Raw genomic sequence first — 21,732 nt, forward strand, 5'->3', positions numbered from 1 at the left:
ACATTCATTTACCGGACTCGTTCTGACTCATAGGGGCAATTTCTAACACTGGTGCGGCGTCTAATTCATTGGCATCCATCATAGTTGCAATACGTTGCATCGAAGACAGTAATAGAGACTGCTCCCACTCCTCTAATTCACAAAAGTTTTGGATAAAGTGTTCTTGCAAGGGCTGGGGGGCATCAATTAATAGCCCTTTTCCCTGCTGCGATAAAAACAAGCTAACACGCCTTTTATCTTGCGAGCTCCTTACACGCTCAACAAGCCCCCGACTTTCTAATCGGTCCAAAATATTGGTCACTGTCGCGGCACTTAAATTCACATTTTTCGCAATTTGACTGGCTGTCACCCCTTTTACTCGCGCAATTTCTTGCATGATCAAGAGTTGTGGCCCAGTTAAACCTGACGATTTATTCAAATGCTTAGAATGTAGATCAATCGCCCGAATGACTTTTCTTATCGATACTAAGAGTTCTTCGTATTTTTCCATTTTTTATGACCAATAAATACAGCAACAACCGCAGTATAATCACAATCGTTAACTTGAGCTATAAATCAATACATTCAAAGCGCTAACCTTGCGAAAAGGCCTCTGCGAGCTTGTCTAAAAAGACATAAAGTACCTCGTTCATTTGTGCATAGTCATGACCTGCAAGCTCTTCTGGCCTTTGCACAAAACGCTGGAGGTGTGCTTCGCTAAAGTCTTCATGTTGACTCAGAAGCTTAACCAGATCGATGGTCAATTCCATATGGCATTGAAAGCCAAAGACCCACTTTTGGTATTGTACAATTTGTCTTGGACAGCCTTCACTGTAAGCTAATATTTTAGCCTCTGGCGTAAGCCCTGGCATGTCGTTGTGCCAGTGGCCAACATCGAGTTTCTGTCCAAAGTGACTTACCAAAGCATGTAACTTAGCATTGTCAGTCAAATAGATAGGAAACTTGCCTATTTCTCTTTCTGGACTGGGTTGATGGGGAGCCCCCAATGCCTCACCAATTAGCTGAGCGCCCAAGCAAACGCCAATCACTAGTTTATGCGCGTCAATAAACTGCTTGATTAAACGCTGCTCTGCAATAGCGTCAAAATGAGAGCATTGAGCCTGAGTAGTAGCAGGGCTTTGTGGGCCACCCATTACCACCAGCATATCAACCCCGTCTGAATTGCTTGGTAAATGATCACCTTGATACAATCGAGAATAGCTAATTCGATGCTGTGCCCGTCGCGCCCATTGCTCGAAAGCACCTGGCGCCTCAAAATACTCATGAATAACAAAATGAAGATGCATGCGCTTCTTTGCCTTGGCAAAATAAAGGAAGGTTTATCATATAACAATCTTTCACGGCTTAATTTAAACTATAAGACATAAAACATATAAAAACCGCCATCTATGGACGCCAACACATTAATCGATATCAACCAACAAAAACAGCTCTTAGCAAAGACAATTAGCATGCCTGCTGGCTACCTAGATGACTACCACCAGCACCCTTGGCATCAAATTATTTTTCCCGTATCAGGGTTATTGCAGTCGGAGATAGACAAACGACGGGTTGTTGTGCCACATAACGCGCTTTTATATATCCCAGCTGGAACGCCGCATAAATCTGTGGCGTTCACCCACACAGAGTTTTCTTCACTTTATTTGAACCCTGCAAGTAAGGTGACTTTTTGTCATGCGCCAAAGTCTTGCTTAGTGACACCTTTTTTTAAAGAATTGGTGTTACTGCTCCTCAAACAAGCAGATGCGCCCGACAACAAGGCCACAGAAAACCTGCTGCGCGTTTTAAACGACCAAATTGCCGCGGCCGCCAACTACGATATTCCGCTTTTAAAACCAAAAGATCGGCGAACTTTAGCGATTTTTGAAGGACTCATAGACCAACCAGCTACACGCCTAACATTGGCCCAATGGGCACTGCAAGTAGGCGCCTCTGAGCGTACATTAAGTCGTTTGTTCGCCAAAGAATTTAATCAATCATTTAGAGCTTGGCGTCAGCACCTGAGACTCGTGCTGTCTTTAGAACTGCTATCCACAAACTGTTCAATACAAAACATCGCGCTAAACCTTGGCTTTGCATCCGACGCGGCCTACATTTCGGCATTTAAGGCCCTCTTTTTAAACACGCCGCACAAATACCGCCAATTTATGCTTCAGACAAAAACCGCTCATAGCCTATCGCATGTCAGTAGCCAACTGTAAATTTACCCCCCAAAAACTTTGGAGATTGTGCTTCGTCAAGCAATGCAATGGCAAAGTCTTGCCAAGAAATATGTGACTTCCCTTGTTCGTCCACTAAGAGCTCTCCATCGCTCACTCTAAATTGCTCGGTGCGTGCCCCAGGGCCAATTAATGCCGCAGGGCTCATATATGTCCAGTTTTGATTGCGATGAGACACACAATGTTGATATTGCTCATAGCAAGCCTGTGCAATACTTTTCCACGCAGGGGGAACCAAAGACACATCATCAAGGACCAACTTGCCACCTGTGTTAGGAACGGTTAAACAAGCGGCTCCACCGACAAGGAGTAATCGCGTGTGTGTTTCTAAAAGCCCTTCTAATAGTGCATTCGCAATACTGACTAATTGCTTTTCTTGCCCCTCAGCTGGCCTTGTCGCACTAATCACAAGATCTTGGCCTTGGCTTAGCCTAATAACATCTTCAACATTATTCACATCTGCCACTTCAACCTGTACCGACGCTGGTAGCTGCGTAGCTTTCGCTGCACTGCGAGTCACCGCGGTTACTTGATGCCCTCGATTGAGCGCTTCAGCCACCACAACTTGACCAATGTTACCTGTTGCACCAAATACTGTTATACGCATACCTTTCTCCTTTATATGTTTGTTACGCTGTACACGGTGCTTACTTTAAGTACCTTGGTCCCAAGATAAATTAACCGAGGTTTAGTCACTGAAGTTTTTTTGTTTGCGCACAATAAACCTAGGTTCATTACAACCCCCGCTTTGCTCTTTAAGCTTTGATTCATAATTTATTAGACAAAGAACCCACCATGAATAATGTACAAATCGCACAACAGTATTTAACAGAACTAGGCCTAACACACCGCGTTCTCGACCTCGAGTTTTTAAACCAGCTACAACGAAAGCACATCGCCCAATACAGCTTTAACAGCATCTCGGTATTACTCAATCGGCCAATGCCATTGGACATACCGCACCTGTTCAACAAGCTTATTACGAAACAAAGCGGCGGATACTGCTTTGAACACAACAAGTTGGTTTACACAATACTGCAAAGTCTCGGATTTGATGTAAAACTGCTATTGGCAAAAGTAGTTTATAACCGCGATATTGATGTCCCAAGAACTCACAGAGCAACTTTAGTAACCTATGAAGGTGCGGACTATCTTTTGGACGTTGGATTTGGCCCTCAAGGCGCCTTTTATCCATTAAAGCTTGTTTTAGATACCCCACAACAGCAAGGCAGTGAGATCTTTCAGATAAGCCTAAAAAACGGAACAACTTATCACTTTCAAGTGTTAAAAAATGGGGCGTTTTTTACTTTGTATACCTTTGATTTATATAACTATACAGAATCAGACTGCGACCTAAGTCATTTTTATTCCCACAAGTACCCTGAGGCCGCTTTTGTCAAAAACTTGGTGGTAAGTAGAAAGACACTCGATATAACACACTCCCTCAGAAATGGGCAATACCACCATATCACCGACAAGTACACAGAAATCACCACCATCACCTGTGAAAAACAGCTCCACCAGCTACTCAATCAACAGTTTAATCTCAACTTGGACTTCGCGATTTCAACGTACTTATTCAGAAAATTTGCTCTACCAGATAGCCAAATCAGGTGATATGTATGCAATCCCCTCTCACTCAATCTATATTGCTTTTTGTATGGGTAGGCCTGCTTGCTTCTTCGTTTATTGTGTCGGAGCAAGTGCTACCTTATGCATCTCCCATAGCTGCAACTTGGTTACGATTTTCTCTGACTAGTATATGCCTGCTCCCTTTGATTCGTTTTGGCACTGACTTCAAACTTGATGTGCGGCAGCTGATAAAATATGCGGTTATTAGTCTGTTCCTTGTGCTTTTTTTCATCGGATTATTTGAGTCACTCAAAACTACGACAGCGCAACGAACAGCGGTTATTTATACATTGCTACCACTGATATGTGTGCTGCTGAGCTATGGGTTATTACAAGTTGTACCGAAAACAATGCAACTGTTGGGATTTTTACTGGGCATATTTGGTGCCATTTGGACGCTATTGATTACCAACACCAACGCCGAAATAACAACTAAATGGTTCAGAGGCGACAGCCTATTTTTGCTCTCTTGCTTTAGTTTGGCACTACATGTGGTGCTCGCTAAAAAGTGGGCCAGTTCGCAACCAGCCTTGCTAAGCACATTTATGATCGTTTCACTTGGCAGCCTATTACTACTTCCATCGTTTATGTTGTATGGTCGCCCTCAGAAAATCGCTTGGGACAATTCGGTATTTTGGTTTGGCATTGTTTATTTGACCCTGTTTACGACTTTAGGCACATTCTTTTTACAGCAATACCTACTCAAGCACTATAGTCCCAATGCCTTTCTGGCTGCCACTTACTTGGTGCCGATTTTGGTTATCTTGTTTCAAGGTCTTGCCCAGTTCGAGGTATTACTTACTTGTCTACCGGCTTTTTTAATCACATTGTTAGCGCTTTACTTGATTTCAAGTAAAGCCTAGGATTGTACCTATAATTACAAAAAGCTAGGAATTAGATATGGATATAGAACACCAATTAAAAGACTTTGTAGCTTTTTTCAGCAGTGAGCATAAGCCGTTATCAGTGGCTGATTTTAATAAATACGGCTTACGGGGCAAGTTAAGACACTATCAAAAAGGCGCTTTGCTCATGAGTCAAGGCAACCTTGCACCCAATTTATTTTTTATTACACAAGGCTACGTACGTTATTTTAATGTCTCGACCGATGGCAAAGAGTTTACCCAATCATTTGCGTGCGCGCCAAGCATCGCTGGGTCAACGCGGGCAATGACCAGAAATACGCCTGCACTTTTTAGTATTGAAGCCCTTGATGAAGTCATTTGTCTAGAGTTTGAATGGCATCGCTTTTTCAACACGATGAAACAGCATCCAGGCTTTTTAGAAGCTTACACCCAATTATTAGAAAACCTCTTCATAAAAAAAGAGGAACGCGAACATGCTTTTGCATACCACAGCGCCGAACAACGGTATTTAGACTTTCTCTCTAATAACCCCGAACTCAGTGGTAAAGTACCGCTCAAAATGATCGCCTCTCATATTGGTATTACGCCCATCGCCCTAAGTCGGATCCGTAGAAAATTAGAACTCTAAAATCACATTATTTAGCCCTGAACGAGGTTAAGACGTGATATTTTCTTGGCGAGCATATCAGGCGAAAAAGGTTTGCAGATATACTCGTTAATGCCAAGTTCAACAATTTGCTTCACTTTATACATTGATGTTTCTGACGTGAGCATAATCACCTTAATTCGGCTTAAGCGTTCGTCCGATTTCATAATCTTGACTAAGTCAAACCCATTCAAGCCAGGCATGTTCCAATCCGTGACTAAAACATCGTAATGATAAGTATTGAGCTTCATCAGCGCTTGCCGTCCATCTCGTGCTTCGTCTAACTCCCTGTACCCCAATGCTCTCAAAGTCTGTAATGTTAACTGCCTCATTGTATTGGAATCATCCGCGATCAGTATTTTTATTCGGGCCATACGCACCTGTAGACCTAGGCTGTTTTCAACGAAATATTAGTGTAGTACATAAGAACATTTAGTGTTCAACTCTCTCTATTGATAGTTTGACTTGATTCAACACAAAAATCGGAATAATCGATTCAAAAGTCGCATTGCATTTATATGTCATTAGGTTAATCTGAAAGACCGCTAAACGATTGGAATGAGGACCATGAGTTATATATTAACAACGCAATGTCGTGATGAAATCGGCTTAATCGCCAAAATCACAAGTTTGTGCCATGAGCACAACTTAAATATTGTTCGAAACAATGAATTTGTAGACACCGAAGGCAAACGTTTCTTTATGCGTACTGAGCTGACAGGTTCGCCCAGCGAGCTTTTCTTGTCGCAGCTACAGGCTAACCTACCCGATGGCGCAATGACCCACTTGCATAGCCATACCAAGGTAAAAGTTGTGTTACTTGCAACCAAAGAAGCCCACTGCTTAGGAGGTGTGCTTTTAAAACAGTTTGAAAACGCTCTCAATATTGAAGTAATGGCAGTTATCGCCAACTACCCTGATTTAGAGCCGCTTGTCAGCGCGTTTAAAATCCCATTTCATTGTGTTTCACATGAAGGCTTAAGCCGCAGTGAGCATGACCAGCAGGTGGGCGACTTGATTGCAAAATACTCTCCAGAGCTTATTGGACTTGCAAAGTACATGCGTATCCTAAGCCCCGAGTTTGTGGCACGCTTCGAAGACAAAATAATCAATATTCACCATTCGTTCTTGCCAGCCTTTATTGGCGCAAAACCCTATCACCAAGCATTTGAACGCGGTGTAAAGATCATCGGTGCAACCGCGCACTTTGTCAATAATGAGCTCGATGAAGGGCCAATCATCGTTCAGGATGTAACCCAAATCACGCATGCCAACAATGCAGAATCAATGGCCAAAATTGGCCGAGATATAGAAAAGACGGTTTTTTGCAAGGCGTTGCAGCTTGCTTCTGAACACAAGCTATTTATTAATGGCAACAAAACGGTGGTTTTTAAATAGCGTATTAATGAAGGTGCAAAAGTAGCGCTTGCTACTTTGCCGCTTCAATTGGCTCTAATTGTAATTTAGAAGCGATTAATACTGCTTGAGTTCGATTGTAAACACCTAACTTTCTAAAGATAGCGGTGATATGTGCTTTGACAGTGGCTTCTGAAATACTGAGTTCATAAGCGATCTGTTTGTTAAGTAATCCCTCATGAAGGTATTGAAGTACTTTATACTGCTGTGGTGTCAATGAAGCAATCTGCTGTGCAAGCTCCCTTTCTTCACCTCCCAAGTCTTCTATTTTTTCTTTTATATCAGAGGGTAGCCACGTTTCACCTTCTAATACTTGCGTCAGTGCCGTGACAATATCCTGTGAAGAGGAAGCTTTGGGTATAAACCCCATCGCACCATACCCCATCACCTTAGAAATGGTATTCAGGTCTTCACTTCCCGAAACGACAACGATGGGTAAAGCTGGGTAGTCTTCTCGAATGCGAATAAGTCCATACAAATCGCCATTACCTGGCATATGTAGATCTAATAATAATAAATCTAAGTCATCATTTTCAGACAGCCGCTCTAACGTCTGTTCAAAGTTTTCCGACTCAATGACTTCTAGTCCCTCAAACTGATTTTGCAATGCCCCCTTTAGCGCTTCTCTAAATAGAGGGTGATCATCCGCAATTAAAAACTGATTCATGCATAGCTCCTAAAAAATCGGCTGTCTTTGTTGTAAAGACAGCCGATATAGTACGTTTAGAATTCGCTTAATTTCAAGTTTTTAACGCTCAATTAACGGTTCAAACGATTTTCAATCAACTCGTCCACTACACTTGGATCTGCCAATGTAGAGGTATCTCCCAACTGTTGGTACTCATTCGCGGCGATTTTACGTAAAATACGGCGCATAATTTTACCAGAGCGTGTCTTTGGTAACCCTGGTGACCACTGGATCATATCTGGCGATGCGATTGGGCTTAACTCTTTTCTCACCCAGCTGCGAACTTCTTTCGTTAGTTCATCGGTTACCACTACGCCTTCGTTCGGTGTGACGTATACGTAGATACCTTGGCCTTTGATATCATGGGGGTAACCCACCACGGCTGCTTCTGCAACAGCTTCGTGCGCAACCAACGCACTTTCAATTTCTGCTGTGCCAAGTCTGTGACCTGATACATTTAGCACATCGTCTACACGGCCTGTTATCCAATAATATCCATCTTCATCACGGCGACAGCCATCACCAGTAAAATAAACGCCTGGGTAGGCAGAGAAATAAGTCTGCTCGAAACGTTCATGATCACCATACACCGTGCGCGCTTGTGAAGGCCAGCTATCTAAAATAACTAAGTTACCTTCTGTTGCACCTTCTAGTGTATTGCCTTCGGCATCAAACAACGCTGGCGCGATGCCAAAAAATGGACGTGTTGCAGAACCTGGCTTCATATCAATTGCACCAGGCAGTGGCGTGATCATAATGCCACCCGTTTCCGTTTGCCACCAAGTGTCAACAATCGGACAAGCACTGTTACCAATCTGCTCGTAGTACCATGCCCATGCTTCAGGGTTAATCGGCTCACCTACCGAGCCCATAATACGTAGACTCGTACGTTTAGAGCTAGCTGTAGGTTCGTCACCCTTCGCCATCAAGGCACGAATAGCTGTTGGTGCGGTATATAAGATTGTCACTTGATGTTTATCAACGACCTCACCAATACGACCTGAGCTTGGGTATGTTGGTACCCCTTCAAAAATAACCTGAGTACAGCCATTAACCAATGGGCCATATGCCATATAACTGTGGCCTGTAATCCAACCCACATCTGCTGTACACCAAAATACGTCATCATCTTTTAGGTCAAACACATACTCATGTGTCATTGACGCATACACTAAATAGCCACCCGTTGTGTGTACAACACCTTTAGGCTGGCCTGTTGAACCTGATGTATAAAGAATAAAGAGCGGATCTTCTGCGTTCATTGGTTCTGGCGCACACTCAGCAGCAACATCTGCCGTTAACTCATGCCACCATACATCGTGGTTACTCCATTCAACTTCACCACCAGTCAGCTGGTGCACGATAACGTGTTCAATAGTTGTAACAGAGTCCTGTGCAACGGCTTCATCTACATTCGCTTTTAGAGGAACTGTGTTGCCACCGCGACGACCTTCATCAGATGTGATCACAACTTTGGCGCCCGAATCTTTAATTCTGTCAGCGATTGCCGACGGTGAAAAGCCGCCAAAAACAACAGAGTGGATAGCGCCAATACGCGCACACGCTTGCATGGCATAAATGGCTTGTGGCGTCATCGGCATATAAATTGCGACTCGGTCACCTTTTTCAACACCCAACTTTTTCAAGCCATTTGCAAGCTTGGCCACTTCGTCATGCAATGTTTGAAAGGTAATATTTTCGCTTTGGCTAGGGTCATCACCTTCCCAAATCATTGCCACTTTGTCGGCATTTTTTTCAAGGTGACGATCAATACAGTTATAGGAAGCATTAAGGACACCATCTTCAAACCACTTGATACTGATGTGGCCTTTGTCAAAAGAGGTGTTTTTTACCTTATTATACGGTGTGAACCAGTCTAGGCGTTTACCGTGTTCGGCCCAAAACCCCTCTGGGTCATCAATAGACTGCTTGTATAGTGATTGATATTGCTCGTTATCTACCAGTGCAGCCTTTTTGATCGCTTCAGGTACCGGATAAATGCTCTGTGACATACTTATCTCCATATTAATTACTTGCCTTACGGCTTCACTCAAGGATCACTTACAACTGTACGATTAAGTATTAGACCTTAGTTGTAATTGTTGCTTTAACTTTACTCAATTCTCTAAGTATTAACTATAAATTAACCAGAAACAGCATACTGATTCTTTCGAAGTAAAGCTAGAAAGGGGCCTAAAGCAACCAATATGGAAGTGTAATTATTTATTGCCAAAGGCTTTTTCAAATATGCCATTCGCTATTCAACCTTAGTCTTATAGACCAAAAGGTAATTGAGCAAATAACAACCATCATCAAAAGTGAACGATGAAATAATTTCTCTGCGATGCAACTGAGATGGCAGTTATACAGGAACAACATTATGACAACTAAAATTAATATGAAAAAAAATCTCGCAGCTATGGCTGTATCTTCTGTGCTTTGTGGTCAAGCATTCGCTGCCAATATTGGAAATACCGAAGTCAGTTACGGTGGCTATATTAAGCTCGATGCGATATGGAGTGACTTTTCCGATGGTACACTCGGATCACAACATATCGGCCGTGATTTTTACGTGCCTGGCACCACACCCGTCACTCCCAGCACAGGGGAAGATGCTGTCTTTGATATGCATGCACGTCAGTCGAGATTCAATTTTGGCACAGCGTCTAAACTTGATGATGGCAGCACAATTAAAACAAAAATTGAGTTAGATTTTATCGCTTCGGTCGGTGGTAATGAACGTGTGAGTAATTCATATTCGCCACGTATCAGGCAAGCCTTTGTAACCTATAAAGGGTGGCTATTTGGCCAAGCATGGTCAAACTTCCAAAATGTTGGCGCACTACCTGAAACGCTCGACTTTGTTGGACCAGCAGAAGGCACCGTATTCGTTAGACAGGCCATGGCAAAATATACGGTTGGTAATTGGTCCTTCTCAGCAGAAAATCCAGAAAGTACAGTCACGACAGCTGGTGGGGCTCGCACGGTTACTGATGACGCATCGATGCCAGATTTTACTGCACGATATAATTACAAAGCTGACTGGGGCCATTTAACCGTCGCTGCGCTGGGCCGCCAACTAACCTATAAAATCGGTGCCGCGGATGAATCTGAAACTTCTTTTGGTGTAAGCGCTTCTGGTCGTGTCAATTTTGGCAAGAACAACGTCAAATTTATGGTTACCCATGGTCAGGGACTAGGTCGATATGTTGGCTTAAACGTCGCAAATGGCGGGGTCTATGATGGTAATGAGTTACATGCAATAGACTCGACCTCCGGTTTCATTGCCTACCAACACTTTTGGAATGATCAGTGGCGCTCTACCTTCTTGTATTCATTCTTTAGTGCCGATAATGACAGCACACTATCAGCCGTAACCGGCGACCCAACTGAGTCGACAATGAGCTATAGTGCCAATATTTTGTATTCGCCAGTTAAAAAGCTGACCTTTGGCGCAGAATACAAAATGGCTAATCGAGAAACCGAGAGTGGTGCCGACGGAGATTTAAATAGACTTCAGCTCTCAGTGAAATATGCCTTTTAAACAGAGACAAAAAAACCACCTTATGGTGGTTTTTTCTATTCGGCTTTTTGTTCTCGTCCTAACAATGCCATCGCAGCTTCTTTAACATCTTTATTTTCATACAGAACTTGATATATCTGATCTGTAATAGGCATTTCTATGCCGCTGCGCTTAGCCAACAAGTAAACTTCTTTGGTGTTGCGAAAACCTTCAACAACCTGCCCAATACTTTCCATTGCATCTTCTACAGTTTTACCTTGACCCAGTGCTAAGCCAAATCGTCTGTTTCTTGATTGGTTATCTGTGCAGGTTAAAATCAAATCGCCTAGTCCTGCCATACCCATAAAAGTTTCAGTCCGAGCACCCAGTGCACATCCTAAACGGCATAATTCCGCTAAGCCACGCGTGATCAACATAGTACGGGTGTTTGCACCAAAGCCGAACCCATCAGACATACCAGCACCAATCGCAATCACGTTTTTAACCGCACCGCCAAGTTGAATGCCTATAAAGTCATCATTGCTGTACACCCTAAAAGAGCGACTACAGTGAAGTAAGCTGGCAAGCTCAGTACGAAGCGCTTCATTTCTAGCTGATACAGAAATCGCCGTAGGTAAGCCAGCTGCCATTTCTTTAGCAAAAGTAGGTCCTGACAAAACAGCCAAAGGCACAGCTTCACCTACGACTTCTTTGGCAACTTCTTCCAACAAACGTCCCGTATCAGGTTCTAACCCTTTTGTCGCCCAAGCGATCCGCGCCCCATCCTGTAAATATGGCTGGATTTGTTTGAGTGTTTGGGCAAAGGCATGACTAGGAACCACAACCAAGATAGTTTGACTTGCTTTAACTGCAGACTCTAAATCCGCTTCCAATTCCAAAGATTCTGGGAATGTGATGTCTGGTAGATAGCGTTTGTTTTGACGCTCAGATGCCAATGTCTCAACATCAGCTTGATTACGCCCCCATAATGTAACTCGGTGACCGTTGCGAGCAAAACAAATAGCAAGGGCGGTGCCATACGACCCCGCCCCTAATACGGTCACAGCAGACTGTGATGTATTCATAAATTATGCGTCAGCTGTTTGCTCTTGTGATGCACGCTGCTGCATGTACTGTGCAAATAGCGCGTCAAAATTAACAGGAGCTAGATTCAATTGTGGGAAAGTACCACGGTTAACTAAGTTCGCAACCGCTTCGCGCGCATATGGGAATAGGATGTTCGGACAGAACGCACCTAACATATGTGCAAGTTGGATCTCTTCAAGCTCACCAACTGAGAAAATACCAGCTTGCTGGATTTCACATAGGAAAGCAGTTTCTTCGCCGATAGTAGCTGTAACAGTTAATGCTAAAACAACTTCAAATACGCCTTCGTCCAATTTCGCAGAGCGAGTATCCATGTCTAGTTTAACTTCAGGTGTCCACTCTTTTTGGAAGATAGTTGGAGAGTTAGGAGTCTCGAACGATACGTCCTTTACGTAGATACGTTGGATGTTAAATTGTGGGCCTTCTTGTTGTTCTGCTGCCGCGTTTTGATTTTGTTCAGTCATTATTATTCCTATAAATTTTGTTTAATCAGCATCTAAGACGTAAAAGAATAAGCGTAAGTTAGACGCTGGTAATGCTTTATTTTACTCAACTAATTCAGTAAAGATGCCAGTTTGCCTTGAGCTTCCAGCGCCATCATATCATCACAACCACCAATGTGTTGCCCATTGATAAAAATTTGTGGCACTGTGTAGCTGCCATTCGCTTTTTCGATCATTTCATCGCGTAACTCTGGCTTCATACCAATATCGTACTCTGTGTATGTTACGCCTTTGCTATCGAGTAAAGCTTTAGCACGATGACAAAAAGGGCAATAATCTTTTGTATAGATAGTTACATCATTGCTCATAAACTACTCCGATTACTTTCCACTAGTCGTAGGTAAACCTGCACTTTGCCATGAACTCATACCACCAGATAACACATAAACCTGTTCATAGCCCTGCTGATGCATTCTTTCGGCAATGTTATTGGCAGTCATACCTGTATTACACACAAGTATAATGGGCTTAGTTTTGTACTTTTCAAGGCCACCAAAGTCATTTTGTTTGGCTTTATCAACATTCATCATTTCAGCGCCAGCAATACGACCCGCAATGAAGTCCTTTTTGCCGCGCATATCCAATACCTGAGCATCATCTTTATTGATCAAAAGTGTTAGTTGCTGAGGGTTGATTGGGCGAATTGCTGAAAAGCGGCTTTTATACCAGCTATGCACAAGCATAATTGCCAAGACTACCCAGATAATACTCAATACTGGGTGATTAGAAAAAAAAGTAATATATTGTTCCATGGACCTTGCCACTTAATGGGAGATAAAACTTACAGTGCAGCGAGTATACTTTTTTAAGTGACTTGGCACAAACCCATCTTGTTTTTCCTGCACCAGAGATGGCTTTTAACCTCACAGTCCTTACCAAGGAAACAGTTCTTGTGCATTTTGCGCCGTATTATAACGTAGGGTTGTTACCATAGCATTAATCAAAGTTGAACATAAATCACCAGTACAGGGCTGAATAATTACGCAAAACAAGGTATTCTATGCCCATCTATCGTGCATTTTTCAGGAGCCCAAATGACTGCGAAGAAAAAACCACTTGTACTTATGATTTTAGATGGTTGGGGATATAGAGAAGAAACACAGAGTAATGCGGTCCTCGCTGCTAATACACCTGTACTTGATGAGCTTTGGCAAACACAACCTAAAACTTTGATTTCAGGTTCTGGTTTGGATGTAGGTTTGCCTGATGGTCAAATGGGTAATTCTGAAGTTGGGCACGTGAATTTAGGCGCTGGCCGTATTGTTTATCAAGATTTCACTCGCATTACTAAATCAATCGATGATGGTGAGTTTGCTCAAAACCCAACACTCGTAAAAAGTATTGATGATGCGGTTGCACAAGGCAAAGCCGTGCATCTGATGGGTCTATTAAGCCCAGGTGGTGTTCATAGTCATGAAGATCACATTGTCGCGTCAATTGAACTGGCAGCAGAGCGCGGCGCAACCGATATTTTCTTTCATGCTTTTTTAGATGGTCGTGATACGCCACCGAGAAGTGCACAAGCTTCCATCGAAAGAATTCAAGCAACCTTTGCTAAATTAGGCACAGGTAGGTTAGCAACACTTGTCGGTCGTTATTATGCTATGGATCGCGACAATCGTTGGGACCGTATTGAACTGGCCTATGACCTAATGGTTTCAGGTGAAGCTGAATTTTCATACCCAAATGGGGTTGAAGCACTTCAAGCCGCATATGCGCGTGACGAAAACGATGAGTTTGTGAAAGCATCAACGATAGTGCCTGATGGTCAAACGCCTGCAACCATTAACGACGGTGATGCAGTACTATTTTTAAACTTCCGCGCAGACCGAGCAAGACAAATGACACGCGCGTTTGTTGACGCCGACTTTAACGGATTTGATAAAAAGAAAGCACCAGCGTTAAGTAGTTTCGTGATGATGACCGAATATGCGGCAGACATTAATGCACCGATCGCATTTGCACCTGAAAAGCTTAATAATGTGCTGGGTGAGTGGCTTGCAAAACATGACAAAACACAGCTGCGCATCTCAGAAACCGAAAAATATGCACACGTGACCTTCTTCTTCAGCGGCGGGCGTGAGGATTTATTTGAAGGTGAAAAGCGTGAGCTTATTCCTTCACCTCAAGTTGCTACATATGATCTGCAGCCTGAAATGAACTCTGAAATGCTGACTGATAAACTGGTCGATGCCATCCACGGTGGCGAGTTTGATGTCATTATCTGCAACTACCCAAATGGCGATATGGTCGGTCACTCAGGTGTGTTTGACGCTGCGGTTAAAGCCTGTGAAGCTGTTGACCATTGTATCGGTCGTGTTGTTAAGGCACTTGAAGAATGTGGTGGTGAAGCCCTTATCACCGCAGACCATGGTAATGCAGAGCAAATGCAAGACCCAAGCACAGGTCAGGCACATACCGCGCATACTAGCGAGCCCGTACCATTTATATATGTTGGTCGTGATGCAGAGCCACAAGCTAGCAAAACCTTAAGCGACGTTGCCCCTACGATGCTACATTTATTGGGTATGGAGCAGCCTGAAGAAATGACTGGCTCACCAATTATGCGCTTAAAATAATATGCTACGTGGACTTTTAACTAGCCTGACTTTAACCTGTTTATTGGCAACGCAATCAAGCGTTGCCAATGAGTCTCAAACCAAAGCAGATCTTGCGGCTGTTCAGGCAGAACTGAAGAAAAGTCAGGCTGCCTATAATGAGCAGAAAAAGTCCTTTACCTCTTTAAAAAAGAGGCTGAAGTCTTTTGAACTGGAGATTGCACGCAGTGCTAAGGCATTGACCCTCACAAAACAGGGGATCAGTGAAAATAAGCAACAGCAATATGCTTTAAAAACTGAAAGTCAACAGCTAAATCGCCGCAAAAAGAACCTTCAAAGACTTCTTGCAGCTCAGCTCAAGAGTGCATATGTCACTGGTAGTCATGACTATTCTAAGATGTTACTGAGCCAACAGCAGACATCTGCTTTAGAGCGTACTATCAGTTATTATGATTACTTTAACAAAGCCCGTATTAATCAGCTCGAAGATCTCAAAAAGATCTTTCTTGAGCTAGAAAAAAATCAGCAAGCTCTGGAAAAGGTACAGCAACGCCTAGTTGAATTACTTGAGCAACAGCAAATCCGCCAGAATGAGCTACAACTGGCACAAAACCAACGTCAAACGCACTTAAAAAATCTCAACGACAAGCTGGAACAAACACAATCTGCTATTGCTTATTTAGAAGAAAACGAAACGACGTTAAAGACAACTTTAGAATCTCTCGCAGACGTTCAAACACCCAGTAACGAAGTCTTTGTCGCAAAATTAGATGGGCTGCGCAGACTAAAAGGAAAACTCGCTTGGCCTCTGAAAGGCCGCTTAAGCAAGCGATTTGGGCAAAGAAAACATGCTGGAATGAGCTGGAAAGGTGTCATGATTGCCGGTGACAATGGCGATGAGATCACCAGTGTTGCACCTGGACATGTTGTGTATGCAGACTGGCTAAATGGTTTTGGCTGGGTCATCGTGCTTGATCATGGTGAGGGCTTTATGAGTTTATACGGGCACGCTCAAACACTGCTTAGAGATGTTGGCGACCATGTTAACCCAGGAGACCCAATTGCATTAGTAGGTCAAAGCGGCGGACAACAAAATCCTGGGCTATACTTCGAGATACGGCATAAAGGAAGCGCTGTGAATCCAGTTAAATGGTGCAGATCAAGTTAAATGAATAACCTATGCTGCCCCGTCACTAGGAGCAGCATATGAAATATTTCGCCTCTATTTCCCCTCCCTCCCGCTATTGCAGCTTGGCAATAAGCGCACTGTTATTGTTATTTGTTCTGTTTTTTAGCAATCTTCAAGCGAAACAAATAAGCCATGCGCATATGGAAGAAATCCTCTATCACATCCAAACATACTACGTGGAAGAAGTGCAGTTAAACCATATCAAGCGCGATAACTTTTATGAGTTATTCGAACAGCTCGATCCGTACTCTAAGTATCTAAATGAACATGAGCTAGAAACTTTATTTAGTGCAACTAACGGGCGCTATACAGGACTTGGTATTGAGGTTGAAGAAATTGAGAATCGCATTGTTATTGTTGATACCTTACCAGGCTCCCCTGCTGAACAAGCAGGCATAGAAGGCGGCGACAAGCTTGTAGCAGTCAATACACACGATGTTACTGACAAATCTATCTCAGAAGTCTCCAAGCTACTTCGAGAAGCAAAGCTTTCTATTATTCACATCACCGTTGAGCGTGCAGAAATGTTGGTCACACTGGCACTAAGGCGCCAAGAAATCACCCTTGAAAGTGTCTCTAGTAAACTACTCAATGGACATATTGGCTATCTCGCCATATCTGCGTTCAATAATCACAGCTATCATGATGTTGCGAGGCACATCAATATGCTTTTTGCACATAGTGGTATCTCTTTGAAAGGTTTAGTGATTGATTTACGCGATAACCCTGGTGGCACCCTCAACAGCGCAGTTGCCATTTCTGACTTGTTTTTACAAAGTGGTGTCATTGTCTCCACAAAAGGGCGCTTCTTTGATGCCAACCAGAAATTTTATGCTGTTCAAGGCGATATTTTAAATGGTGCGCCAATATTAGTGCTTATCAATAAACAGTCCGCTTCAGCAGCTGAAATATTGGCCGGTGCGCTTCAAGATAACAAACGCGCCTTGATACTGGGTCAAGAGTCATTTGGTAAGGGCTCCGTTCAGTCTTTGATCCCTATTGGCAACGGTACTAGTGCGCTTAAACTGACTACCGCACGATATTTCACTCCATCAGGCCAATCCATTGAAGGAACTGGCATACAGCCCGATGTAGAATACAGTAATAACACCCTATCGATGCTAAATAAAGCAGCTATAATGACAAACGAAGAGGCAGATAGTGACCTCTATGCTCGGCTTTCTCAGCATTGGAAAGCCGCTAAAAAGTTAGTGGCAAAACAACAGCCTGTGATTAATTAATACACATATAGACGCTTTTATCAGCACAAAAAACATGCTAGGTTAGATGATAAAAGCGTCAGTTCGATGCCGCTGACAAACTTATAAATATAAAATAATTAAATAAACGTGATTCACTTTGTGCGCAATACAATTATATCAATAGCATTGCTGTGTCTGATGCCAATTGCTTGTTATGCAAAACAAATTGCAATTGTCATCGATGATATTGGCAACCATCAGCGTGACCTCGCGTTTTTGTCACTGCCTGGGCAATTGACATATGCGGTGTTGCCTCATACCCCTTTTTCTCAGCACTTTGCGTATCATGCGGCCAAACAAAACAAAGAGATTATCTTACATATTCCTATGCAAGCTCTGAATGGCAAAGCTTTGGGGCCCGGAGGGCTGACCTTAGACATGCCTAAATGGCAACTACAACGAACGTTAGGGCATGCTCTGGCAAGCCTGCCTCATGTAAAAGGCGTTAACAATCACATGGGCTCCGCCCTCACTCAATACGATGAGCCAATGAAGTGGACGATGGAAGTGCTTAAAAAGCGCGCTCTATACTTCTTAGATAGTCGAACAACGCCTTATAGCCAGGCGCAAAAGATGGCAAATTTGTATGGTGTAGATAATATCGCAAGGCATGTATTTTTAGACAATGAACTGCAATTTGAACAGCTTCAATCTCAGTTAGTTGCGCTAAAAGCCATAGCACAAGAGCAAGGTTATGCAATTGGCATCGCCCACCCTTACCCCGAAACCCAACAGTTTTTATTGCAAGCATTACAAGATTTAGCAGCGGAAGGATTTGAGCTTGTTCCCCTTTCAACACTCTTAGAAAACAGACATATGCGGCTAGTCGCATTACAGCAAACCAAAGACAAAAAGCAGTAGTGTCCACCTCGTTATTTTTACTTTATTGATCTAGACACAGGCAAACTCTTTCACTTTCAGTTATACCTAAAGAAGGTTAATTAACGGGAAAACACTATGCTGCACACAGTTGAGCAACTGATGACCGCTGATCCTCTCGCAGTTAAAGAGTCACACACGCTACACGATGCACACAATCTGATGCGTGAAAAAAATATACGTCATATCCCTGTAATTGATGATGACGGTCAATTAGTCGGTATGTTGACTCAAAAAATCATGATAGCGAAAGTCATGAACATACTCGCGACATATGGCACTTTGGCTTTAGAGAGAAAAGAAAAACAAGAAAAGGTCGTTGATGTTATGACGCAAGATTTTGCCAGCGTTACGCCAGACCAAAGTTTGCATGAAGTCGTCAAATTTTTTGTTGAAAATCGCCACGGATGTATGCCCGTTGTCGATAGTAACGGTAAATTATTAGGTATATTAACGTCTTCTGACTTTGTACGTTTAGCAGCAGCGCTATTGTCTTAATTACAAATATATAAAAGCCTCTCAATGAGAGGCTTTTATATATTTTCTATTTGCTTACGCTTTTGCCATCAACGTACGAGCAACCGTACGCATACCTAGCGTAGTCGCACCTGATGCCCACTGAGCACCTGCGCTATTTTGGAATGAAGCAGCAAGGTCAATGTGAACCCAACCTTGACCGTCATTTGGCACAAAACGTGATAAGAAGCCAGCCGCATTTGAAGCTCCACCAAATCCACCGCCTTTTTGTGCGCGACTGTTCGCAGTGTCAGCATACGGAGAAGGACAATTGTTTTGATGCCACTTTTCTAGAGGTAATGGCCACGCCGCCTCAAACTCTTCACTTGCTAGCTGTTGTACTTCGCTCACAAGCTCTTTATCTAAGCCAAATAGTGCGTTGTATTCTTGGCCAACAGCCACTAATGCAGCACCAGTTAACGTTGCAGCGTCGATGATAAGTGGCGCACCAGTCTCTCCAGCAGCCATCAAGCCATCAGCAAGTACAAGTCGACCTTCCGCGTCCGTATTTACGATTTCAACAGTTGTGCCATTTTTATAAGTAAGAATATCGCCTAATTTATAAGCGTGGCCCGAAATCAGGTTTTCAGCACAGCATAAGAACAACTTGATGCGTTTATCAATTCCACGTTGGATAGCCAATGACAGACCAGCTGTAACCGTTGCTGCACCGCCCATGTCACACTTCATTGACAACATACCTTCACTCGGTTTGATTGAGTAACCACCTGAGTCAAATGTAATGCCTTTACCAACTAACGCTGCGCTCACCGGTGCATCTTCATCCCCGGTCGGGTTGAAGTCCAGTTCTAGTAAAACTGGCGGCCTTTCGCTGCCTCTACCTACTTCGTGGATACCGATCCACTGATGCTCTAGTAGTGCATCGCCTTTAATAATTTGGTAGCTAACATGCTCAGGCGCTAAAGATTGAATAAACTCAGCCGCTTTTCCTGCTAAACTTTCAGGATAGATGTCTTCTGCTGTGCCGTTGATCATCTGACGAGTCCAAATTGCAGCGCGCTGCAAAGCGACTAGCTCTTTAAGATCTGATTGTGCGTTATCAACAAAAGTGACAGGGTCAAGTTGCTTTGGACTTACAAAGCCTTGATAAAATGCCCACTGGGACTCTGTGCACCACGCTTCACCACTTAGCTCTATCGCTGGGATGCCTTGCTGTGCTAGGCTACGAGCCGCTTTTTGAATATGCTTTAGTGTTTCTTGTTCGGCTAAATGAATTGTTGCACCTTGCTCATCAAATGAAAGCGATGCATTGCTGCCCCAATGTGCAGCAGGAGCTTGTTCACTTAGGCGAACAATAAATTTTTCAGACATATAGGTTTTCACTCTTACGCTTGTAGATTATGGTCAGTGTACACCACCATCACAGCAGCCCCAAAACGAATGCGATTAAACTATGAAATTTTCATCTGAGCTGAAAAGCGCAACCCTGTTAAAACGTTATAAACGATTCTTAGTCGATTTACGTAAAGATAATGGTGACGAATTTACCGTGCACTGCGCTAACACTGGAAAAATGACAGGATGCGCAGGTGCTGGGTTTAAAGCCTATTACTCAACGAGCGACAATGCAAAACGAAAATATCCACACTCGTTGGAAGTGACAGAGGACAAGCGAGGCAATTTAATTTGCGTAAACACAGCAATGGCAAACAAAGTGGCAATTGAAGCCATTGAACAAAATTTGATACCTGAGTTGTCCGGATATCAAAACATTACCAGCGAAGTAAAATATGGCCATGAGAATAGCCGAATCGACATTTTATTGAGCGCCAAAGACAAGGCTGATTGCTATGTAGAGGTAAAATCCGTCACTTTACTAGAAACAAACGGACAAGGCTTTTTCCCGGATGCAGAAACACTTAGAGGGCAAAAGCACCTGAGAGAACTTATGCATATAACTCAAAGCGGCCAACGTGCGGTTTTGCTTTTTATTGTGATGCATAACGGCATTGAGAACGTAAGAGCCGCAAAGCATATCGATAAAAAATATGCTCAATTATTTACTGAAGCACGACAACAAGGGGTTGAAATATATGCATTTAAAGCGAAAGTTACACCTCAAGAAGTGAGCGTGGTTGAGAAACTATCTGTTTTAGACACTTGAAAAAAATAAGTTCACCCTTATATCACTGCCGTTAAAAACTTCATGCCAACGGCTTGTCTTAGAACAGTAAATGAGTAAAAAGTGTTTGCTAAGGGGTGAAGATTTTGCTATTTATAGCCGCCGGCGTTAGCTGGGGTTGTTTATTAAGGATTTAGGAGAATGCTATGCCAGACCAGAAAAAACTAGGGTTATTGGCTCAGGCCGGTTTAGAACCTTACCAAGAAAAGCCGGGCGAAGAATACATGAGCGAGGCACAGTTAGCTCATTTTAAAAAAATACTAGAAGCGTGGCGTAATGACCTTCGTAACGAAGTTGATCGCACCATGAACCACATGCAAGATGAAGCGGCAAATTTCCCTGATCCTGTAGACCGTGCAGCGCAAGAAGAAGAGTTTTCTCTTGAGCTTCGTACTCGTGACCGAGAGCGCAAGCTGATCAAGAAAATAGAAAAAACGTTGCAGCTGATTGAAGAAGATGATTTCGGATTCTGTAACTCTTGCGGTATCGAGATTGGTATTCGTCGCTTAGAAGCGCGACCGACAGCCGACCTTTGTGTTGACTGTAAAACACTTGCAGAAATCAAAGAAAAGCAGCAAGGTCGAGGTTAAGCTGACGCTAACGCCG

At 43.2% G+C, this 21,732-nt stretch carries 24 protein-coding genes; 13 read left to right on the forward strand and 11 right to left on the reverse strand.

The features are described from left to right. Positions 1–4: 4 nt before the first annotated feature. Complete coding sequence (locus N480_RS22215; protein WP_063374625.1) at positions 5–490, reverse strand: MarR family winged helix-turn-helix transcriptional regulator; 486 nt, start codon at positions 488–490, stop codon at positions 5–7. An 82-nt stretch (positions 491–572) separates the two neighbouring features. Continuing rightward, complete coding sequence (locus N480_RS22220; protein ID WP_063374626.1) at positions 573–1,286, reverse strand: glutamine amidotransferase-related protein; 714 nt, start codon at positions 1,284–1,286, stop codon at positions 573–575. A 102-nt stretch (positions 1,287–1,388) separates the two neighbouring features. On the opposite strand from N480_RS22220, the gene N480_RS22225 reads away from it, so the two are divergent. Then, on the forward strand, positions 1,389–2,201 hold the full coding sequence (locus tag N480_RS22225) for an AraC family transcriptional regulator (RefSeq protein WP_063374627.1): 813 nt from the start codon (positions 1,389–1,391) through the stop codon (positions 2,199–2,201). On the opposite strand, the gene N480_RS22230 is transcribed toward N480_RS22225, so the two are convergent. Beyond that, positions 2,185–2,826, reverse strand: coding sequence for an NAD(P)-dependent oxidoreductase (locus tag N480_RS22230; protein ID WP_063374628.1), 642 nt, complete (start codon positions 2,824–2,826; stop codon positions 2,185–2,187). The genes N480_RS22225 and N480_RS22230 overlap by 17 nt on opposite strands. Before the next feature lie 188 nt (positions 2,827–3,014). On the opposite strand from N480_RS22230, the gene N480_RS22235 reads away from it, so the two are divergent. The 3 genes from N480_RS22235 to N480_RS22245 are packed head-to-tail and all read left to right on the forward strand — an operon-like array spanning position 3,015 to position 5,345. Then, positions 3,015–3,836, forward strand: a complete 822-nt coding sequence (locus tag N480_RS22235) for an arylamine N-acetyltransferase family protein (RefSeq protein ID WP_063374629.1) — start codon at positions 3,015–3,017, stop codon at positions 3,834–3,836. A gap of 5 nt (positions 3,837–3,841) precedes the next feature. Then, positions 3,842–4,714, forward strand: a complete 873-nt coding sequence (locus N480_RS22240) for a DMT family transporter (RefSeq protein WP_063374630.1) — start codon at positions 3,842–3,844, stop codon at positions 4,712–4,714. A 37-nt stretch (positions 4,715–4,751) separates the two neighbouring features. Then, on the forward strand, positions 4,752–5,345 hold the full coding sequence (locus N480_RS22245; protein WP_063374631.1) for a Crp/Fnr family transcriptional regulator: 594 nt from the start codon (positions 4,752–4,754) through the stop codon (positions 5,343–5,345). An 11-nt stretch (positions 5,346–5,356) separates the two neighbouring features. Here N480_RS22245 and N480_RS22250 read toward each other — a convergent pair whose 3' ends face one another. After that, a complete protein-coding gene (locus N480_RS22250) occupies positions 5,357–5,737 on the reverse strand; it encodes a response regulator (RefSeq protein WP_063374632.1) in 381 nt (126 codons plus the stop codon). Positions 5,738–5,930: 193 nt separating this feature from the next. Between N480_RS22250 and purU the strand changes: the two genes are divergently transcribed. Next, positions 5,931–6,761 (forward strand): formyltetrahydrofolate deformylase, encoded by an 831-nt coding sequence (purU, locus tag N480_RS22255; RefSeq protein ID WP_063374633.1) that lies wholly within the window; start codon positions 5,931–5,933, stop codon positions 6,759–6,761. Between the two features lie 31 nt (positions 6,762–6,792). Here the strand turns inward: purU and N480_RS22260 are convergent, their stop codons facing one another. After that, positions 6,793–7,446, reverse strand: coding sequence for a response regulator transcription factor (locus tag N480_RS22260; protein ID WP_063374634.1), 654 nt, complete (start codon positions 7,444–7,446; stop codon positions 6,793–6,795). Positions 7,447–7,538: 92 nt separating this feature from the next. Beyond that, complete coding sequence (gene acs, locus N480_RS22265; protein ID WP_063374635.1) at positions 7,539–9,479, reverse strand: acetate--CoA ligase; 1,941 nt, start codon at positions 9,477–9,479, stop codon at positions 7,539–7,541. 368 nt (positions 9,480–9,847) lie between these two features. On the opposite strand from acs, the gene N480_RS22270 reads away from it, so the two are divergent. Next, on the forward strand, positions 9,848–11,011 hold the full coding sequence (locus tag N480_RS22270; RefSeq protein ID WP_063374636.1) for a DcaP family trimeric outer membrane transporter: 1,164 nt from the start codon (positions 9,848–9,850) through the stop codon (positions 11,009–11,011). Positions 11,012–11,046: 35 nt separating this feature from the next. On the opposite strand, the gene gpsA is transcribed toward N480_RS22270, so the two are convergent. The 4 genes from gpsA to N480_RS22290 all read right to left on the reverse strand — a co-directional run bounded on the left by gpsA (position 11,047) and on the right by N480_RS22290 (position 13,331). Beyond that, positions 11,047–12,054 carry an NAD(P)H-dependent glycerol-3-phosphate dehydrogenase gene (gene gpsA, locus N480_RS22275; protein ID WP_063374637.1) on the reverse strand — a complete coding sequence of 336 codons (1,008 nt, stop codon included), beginning with the start codon at positions 12,052–12,054 and terminating at the stop codon, positions 11,047–11,049. A 3-nt stretch (positions 12,055–12,057) separates the two neighbouring features. Beyond that, complete coding sequence (gene secB / locus N480_RS22280; RefSeq protein WP_063374638.1) at positions 12,058–12,540, reverse strand: protein-export chaperone SecB; 483 nt, start codon at positions 12,538–12,540, stop codon at positions 12,058–12,060. An 89-nt stretch (positions 12,541–12,629) separates the two neighbouring features. Further along, on the reverse strand, positions 12,630–12,887 hold the full coding sequence (gene grxC / locus N480_RS22285) for a glutaredoxin 3 (RefSeq protein WP_063374639.1): 258 nt from the start codon (positions 12,885–12,887) through the stop codon (positions 12,630–12,632). 12 nt (positions 12,888–12,899) lie between these two features. Beyond that, a complete protein-coding gene (locus tag N480_RS22290) occupies positions 12,900–13,331 on the reverse strand; it encodes a rhodanese-like domain-containing protein (protein WP_063374640.1) in 432 nt (143 codons plus the stop codon). Positions 13,332–13,613: 282 nt separating this feature from the next. Between N480_RS22290 and gpmM the strand changes: the two genes are divergently transcribed. The 5 genes from gpmM to N480_RS22315 all read left to right on the forward strand — a co-directional run bounded on the left by gpmM (position 13,614) and on the right by N480_RS22315 (position 18,965). Next, entirely contained in the window at positions 13,614–15,158 is a 1,545-nt protein-coding gene (gene gpmM / locus N480_RS22295) for a 2,3-bisphosphoglycerate-independent phosphoglycerate mutase (protein WP_063374641.1), read from the forward strand. 1 nt (position 15,159) lies between these two features. Next, positions 15,160–16,305, forward strand: coding sequence for a murein hydrolase activator EnvC family protein (locus tag N480_RS22300; protein ID WP_063374642.1), 1,146 nt, complete (start codon positions 15,160–15,162; stop codon positions 16,303–16,305). Between the two features lie 38 nt (positions 16,306–16,343). After that, positions 16,344–17,567: a S41 family peptidase gene (locus tag N480_RS22305; RefSeq protein ID WP_155732928.1), complete on the forward strand. Its 1,224-nt coding sequence runs from the start codon at positions 16,344–16,346 to the stop codon at positions 17,565–17,567. A 159-nt stretch (positions 17,568–17,726) separates the two neighbouring features. Beyond that, a complete protein-coding gene (locus tag N480_RS22310) occupies positions 17,727–18,449 on the forward strand; it encodes a divergent polysaccharide deacetylase family protein (RefSeq protein WP_063374643.1) in 723 nt (240 codons plus the stop codon). 96 nt (positions 18,450–18,545) lie between these two features. After that, positions 18,546–18,965 (forward strand): HPP family protein, encoded by a 420-nt coding sequence (locus tag N480_RS22315; RefSeq protein WP_063374644.1) that lies wholly within the window; start codon positions 18,546–18,548, stop codon positions 18,963–18,965. Positions 18,966–19,019: 54 nt separating this feature from the next. Here the strand turns inward: N480_RS22315 and pepB are convergent, their stop codons facing one another. Continuing rightward, the gene (gene pepB / locus N480_RS22320; RefSeq protein WP_063374645.1) at positions 19,020–20,315 is read right to left on the reverse strand and encodes an aminopeptidase PepB; all 1,296 of its coding nucleotides are present in this window, start codon (positions 20,313–20,315) and stop codon (positions 19,020–19,022) included. Positions 20,316–20,397: 82 nt separating this feature from the next. Between pepB and sfsA the strand changes: the two genes are divergently transcribed. Together sfsA and dksA are read left to right on the forward strand one after the other, a co-directional pair. Continuing rightward, positions 20,398–21,108: a DNA/RNA nuclease SfsA gene (gene sfsA, locus N480_RS22325; protein ID WP_063374646.1), complete on the forward strand. Its 711-nt coding sequence runs from the start codon at positions 20,398–20,400 to the stop codon at positions 21,106–21,108. A gap of 164 nt (positions 21,109–21,272) precedes the next feature. Next, positions 21,273–21,716 carry an RNA polymerase-binding protein DksA gene (dksA, locus tag N480_RS22330; RefSeq protein WP_063356637.1) on the forward strand — a complete coding sequence of 148 codons (444 nt, stop codon included), beginning with the start codon at positions 21,273–21,275 and terminating at the stop codon, positions 21,714–21,716. The last annotated feature ends 16 nt before the right edge of the window (positions 21,717–21,732 follow it).

The organism is Pseudoalteromonas luteoviolacea S2607 (genome assembly GCF_001625575.1).
GTDB lineage: Bacteria > Pseudomonadota > Gammaproteobacteria > Enterobacterales > Alteromonadaceae > Pseudoalteromonas > Pseudoalteromonas luteoviolacea_E.

Coding starts and splice junctions, on each gene's coding strand:
- acs (WP_063374635.1), bottom strand. CDS start 9,479: ATGTCACAGAGCATTTATCCGGTACCTGAAGCGATCAAAAAGGCTGCA.
- N480_RS22225 (WP_063374627.1), top strand. CDS start 1,389: ATGGACGCCAACACATTAATCGATATCAACCAACAAAAACAGCTCTTA.
- gpsA (WP_063374637.1), bottom strand. CDS start 12,054: ATGAATACATCACAGTCTGCTGTGACCGTATTAGGGGCGGGGTCGTAT.
- secB (WP_063374638.1), bottom strand. CDS start 12,540: ATGACTGAACAAAATCAAAACGCGGCAGCAGAACAACAAGAAGGCCCA.
- pepB (WP_063374645.1), bottom strand. CDS start 20,315: ATGTCTGAAAAATTTATTGTTCGCCTAAGTGAACAAGCTCCTGCTGCA.
- purU (WP_063374633.1), top strand. CDS start 5,931: ATGAGTTATATATTAACAACGCAATGTCGTGATGAAATCGGCTTAATC.
- N480_RS22250 (WP_063374632.1), bottom strand. CDS start 5,737: ATGGCCCGAATAAAAATACTGATCGCGGATGATTCCAATACAATGAGG.
- N480_RS22290 (WP_063374640.1), bottom strand. CDS start 13,331: ATGGAACAATATATTACTTTTTTTTCTAATCACCCAGTATTGAGTATT.
- dksA (WP_063356637.1), top strand. CDS start 21,273: ATGCCAGACCAGAAAAAACTAGGGTTATTGGCTCAGGCCGGTTTAGAA.
- grxC (WP_063374639.1), bottom strand. CDS start 12,887: ATGAGCAATGATGTAACTATCTATACAAAAGATTATTGCCCTTTTTGT.
- N480_RS22220 (WP_063374626.1), bottom strand. CDS start 1,286: ATGCATCTTCATTTTGTTATTCATGAGTATTTTGAGGCGCCAGGTGCT.
- N480_RS22270 (WP_063374636.1), top strand. CDS start 9,848: ATGACAACTAAAATTAATATGAAAAAAAATCTCGCAGCTATGGCTGTA.
- N480_RS22215 (WP_063374625.1), bottom strand. CDS start 490: ATGGAAAAATACGAAGAACTCTTAGTATCGATAAGAAAAGTCATTCGG.
- sfsA (WP_063374646.1), top strand. CDS start 20,398: ATGAAATTTTCATCTGAGCTGAAAAGCGCAACCCTGTTAAAACGTTAT.
- N480_RS22245 (WP_063374631.1), top strand. CDS start 4,752: ATGGATATAGAACACCAATTAAAAGACTTTGTAGCTTTTTTCAGCAGT.
- N480_RS22315 (WP_063374644.1), top strand. CDS start 18,546: ATGCTGCACACAGTTGAGCAACTGATGACCGCTGATCCTCTCGCAGTT.
- gpmM (WP_063374641.1), top strand. CDS start 13,614: ATGACTGCGAAGAAAAAACCACTTGTACTTATGATTTTAGATGGTTGG.
- N480_RS22300 (WP_063374642.1), top strand. CDS start 15,160: ATGCTACGTGGACTTTTAACTAGCCTGACTTTAACCTGTTTATTGGCA.
- N480_RS22260 (WP_063374634.1), bottom strand. CDS start 7,446: ATGAATCAGTTTTTAATTGCGGATGATCACCCTCTATTTAGAGAAGCG.
- N480_RS22240 (WP_063374630.1), top strand. CDS start 3,842: ATGCAATCCCCTCTCACTCAATCTATATTGCTTTTTGTATGGGTAGGC.
- N480_RS22305 (WP_155732928.1), top strand. CDS start 16,344: ATGAAATATTTCGCCTCTATTTCCCCTCCCTCCCGCTATTGCAGCTTG.
- N480_RS22235 (WP_063374629.1), top strand. CDS start 3,015: ATGAATAATGTACAAATCGCACAACAGTATTTAACAGAACTAGGCCTA.
- N480_RS22310 (WP_063374643.1), top strand. CDS start 17,727: ATGCCAATTGCTTGTTATGCAAAACAAATTGCAATTGTCATCGATGAT.
- N480_RS22230 (WP_063374628.1), bottom strand. CDS start 2,826: ATGCGTATAACAGTATTTGGTGCAACAGGTAACATTGGTCAAGTTGTG.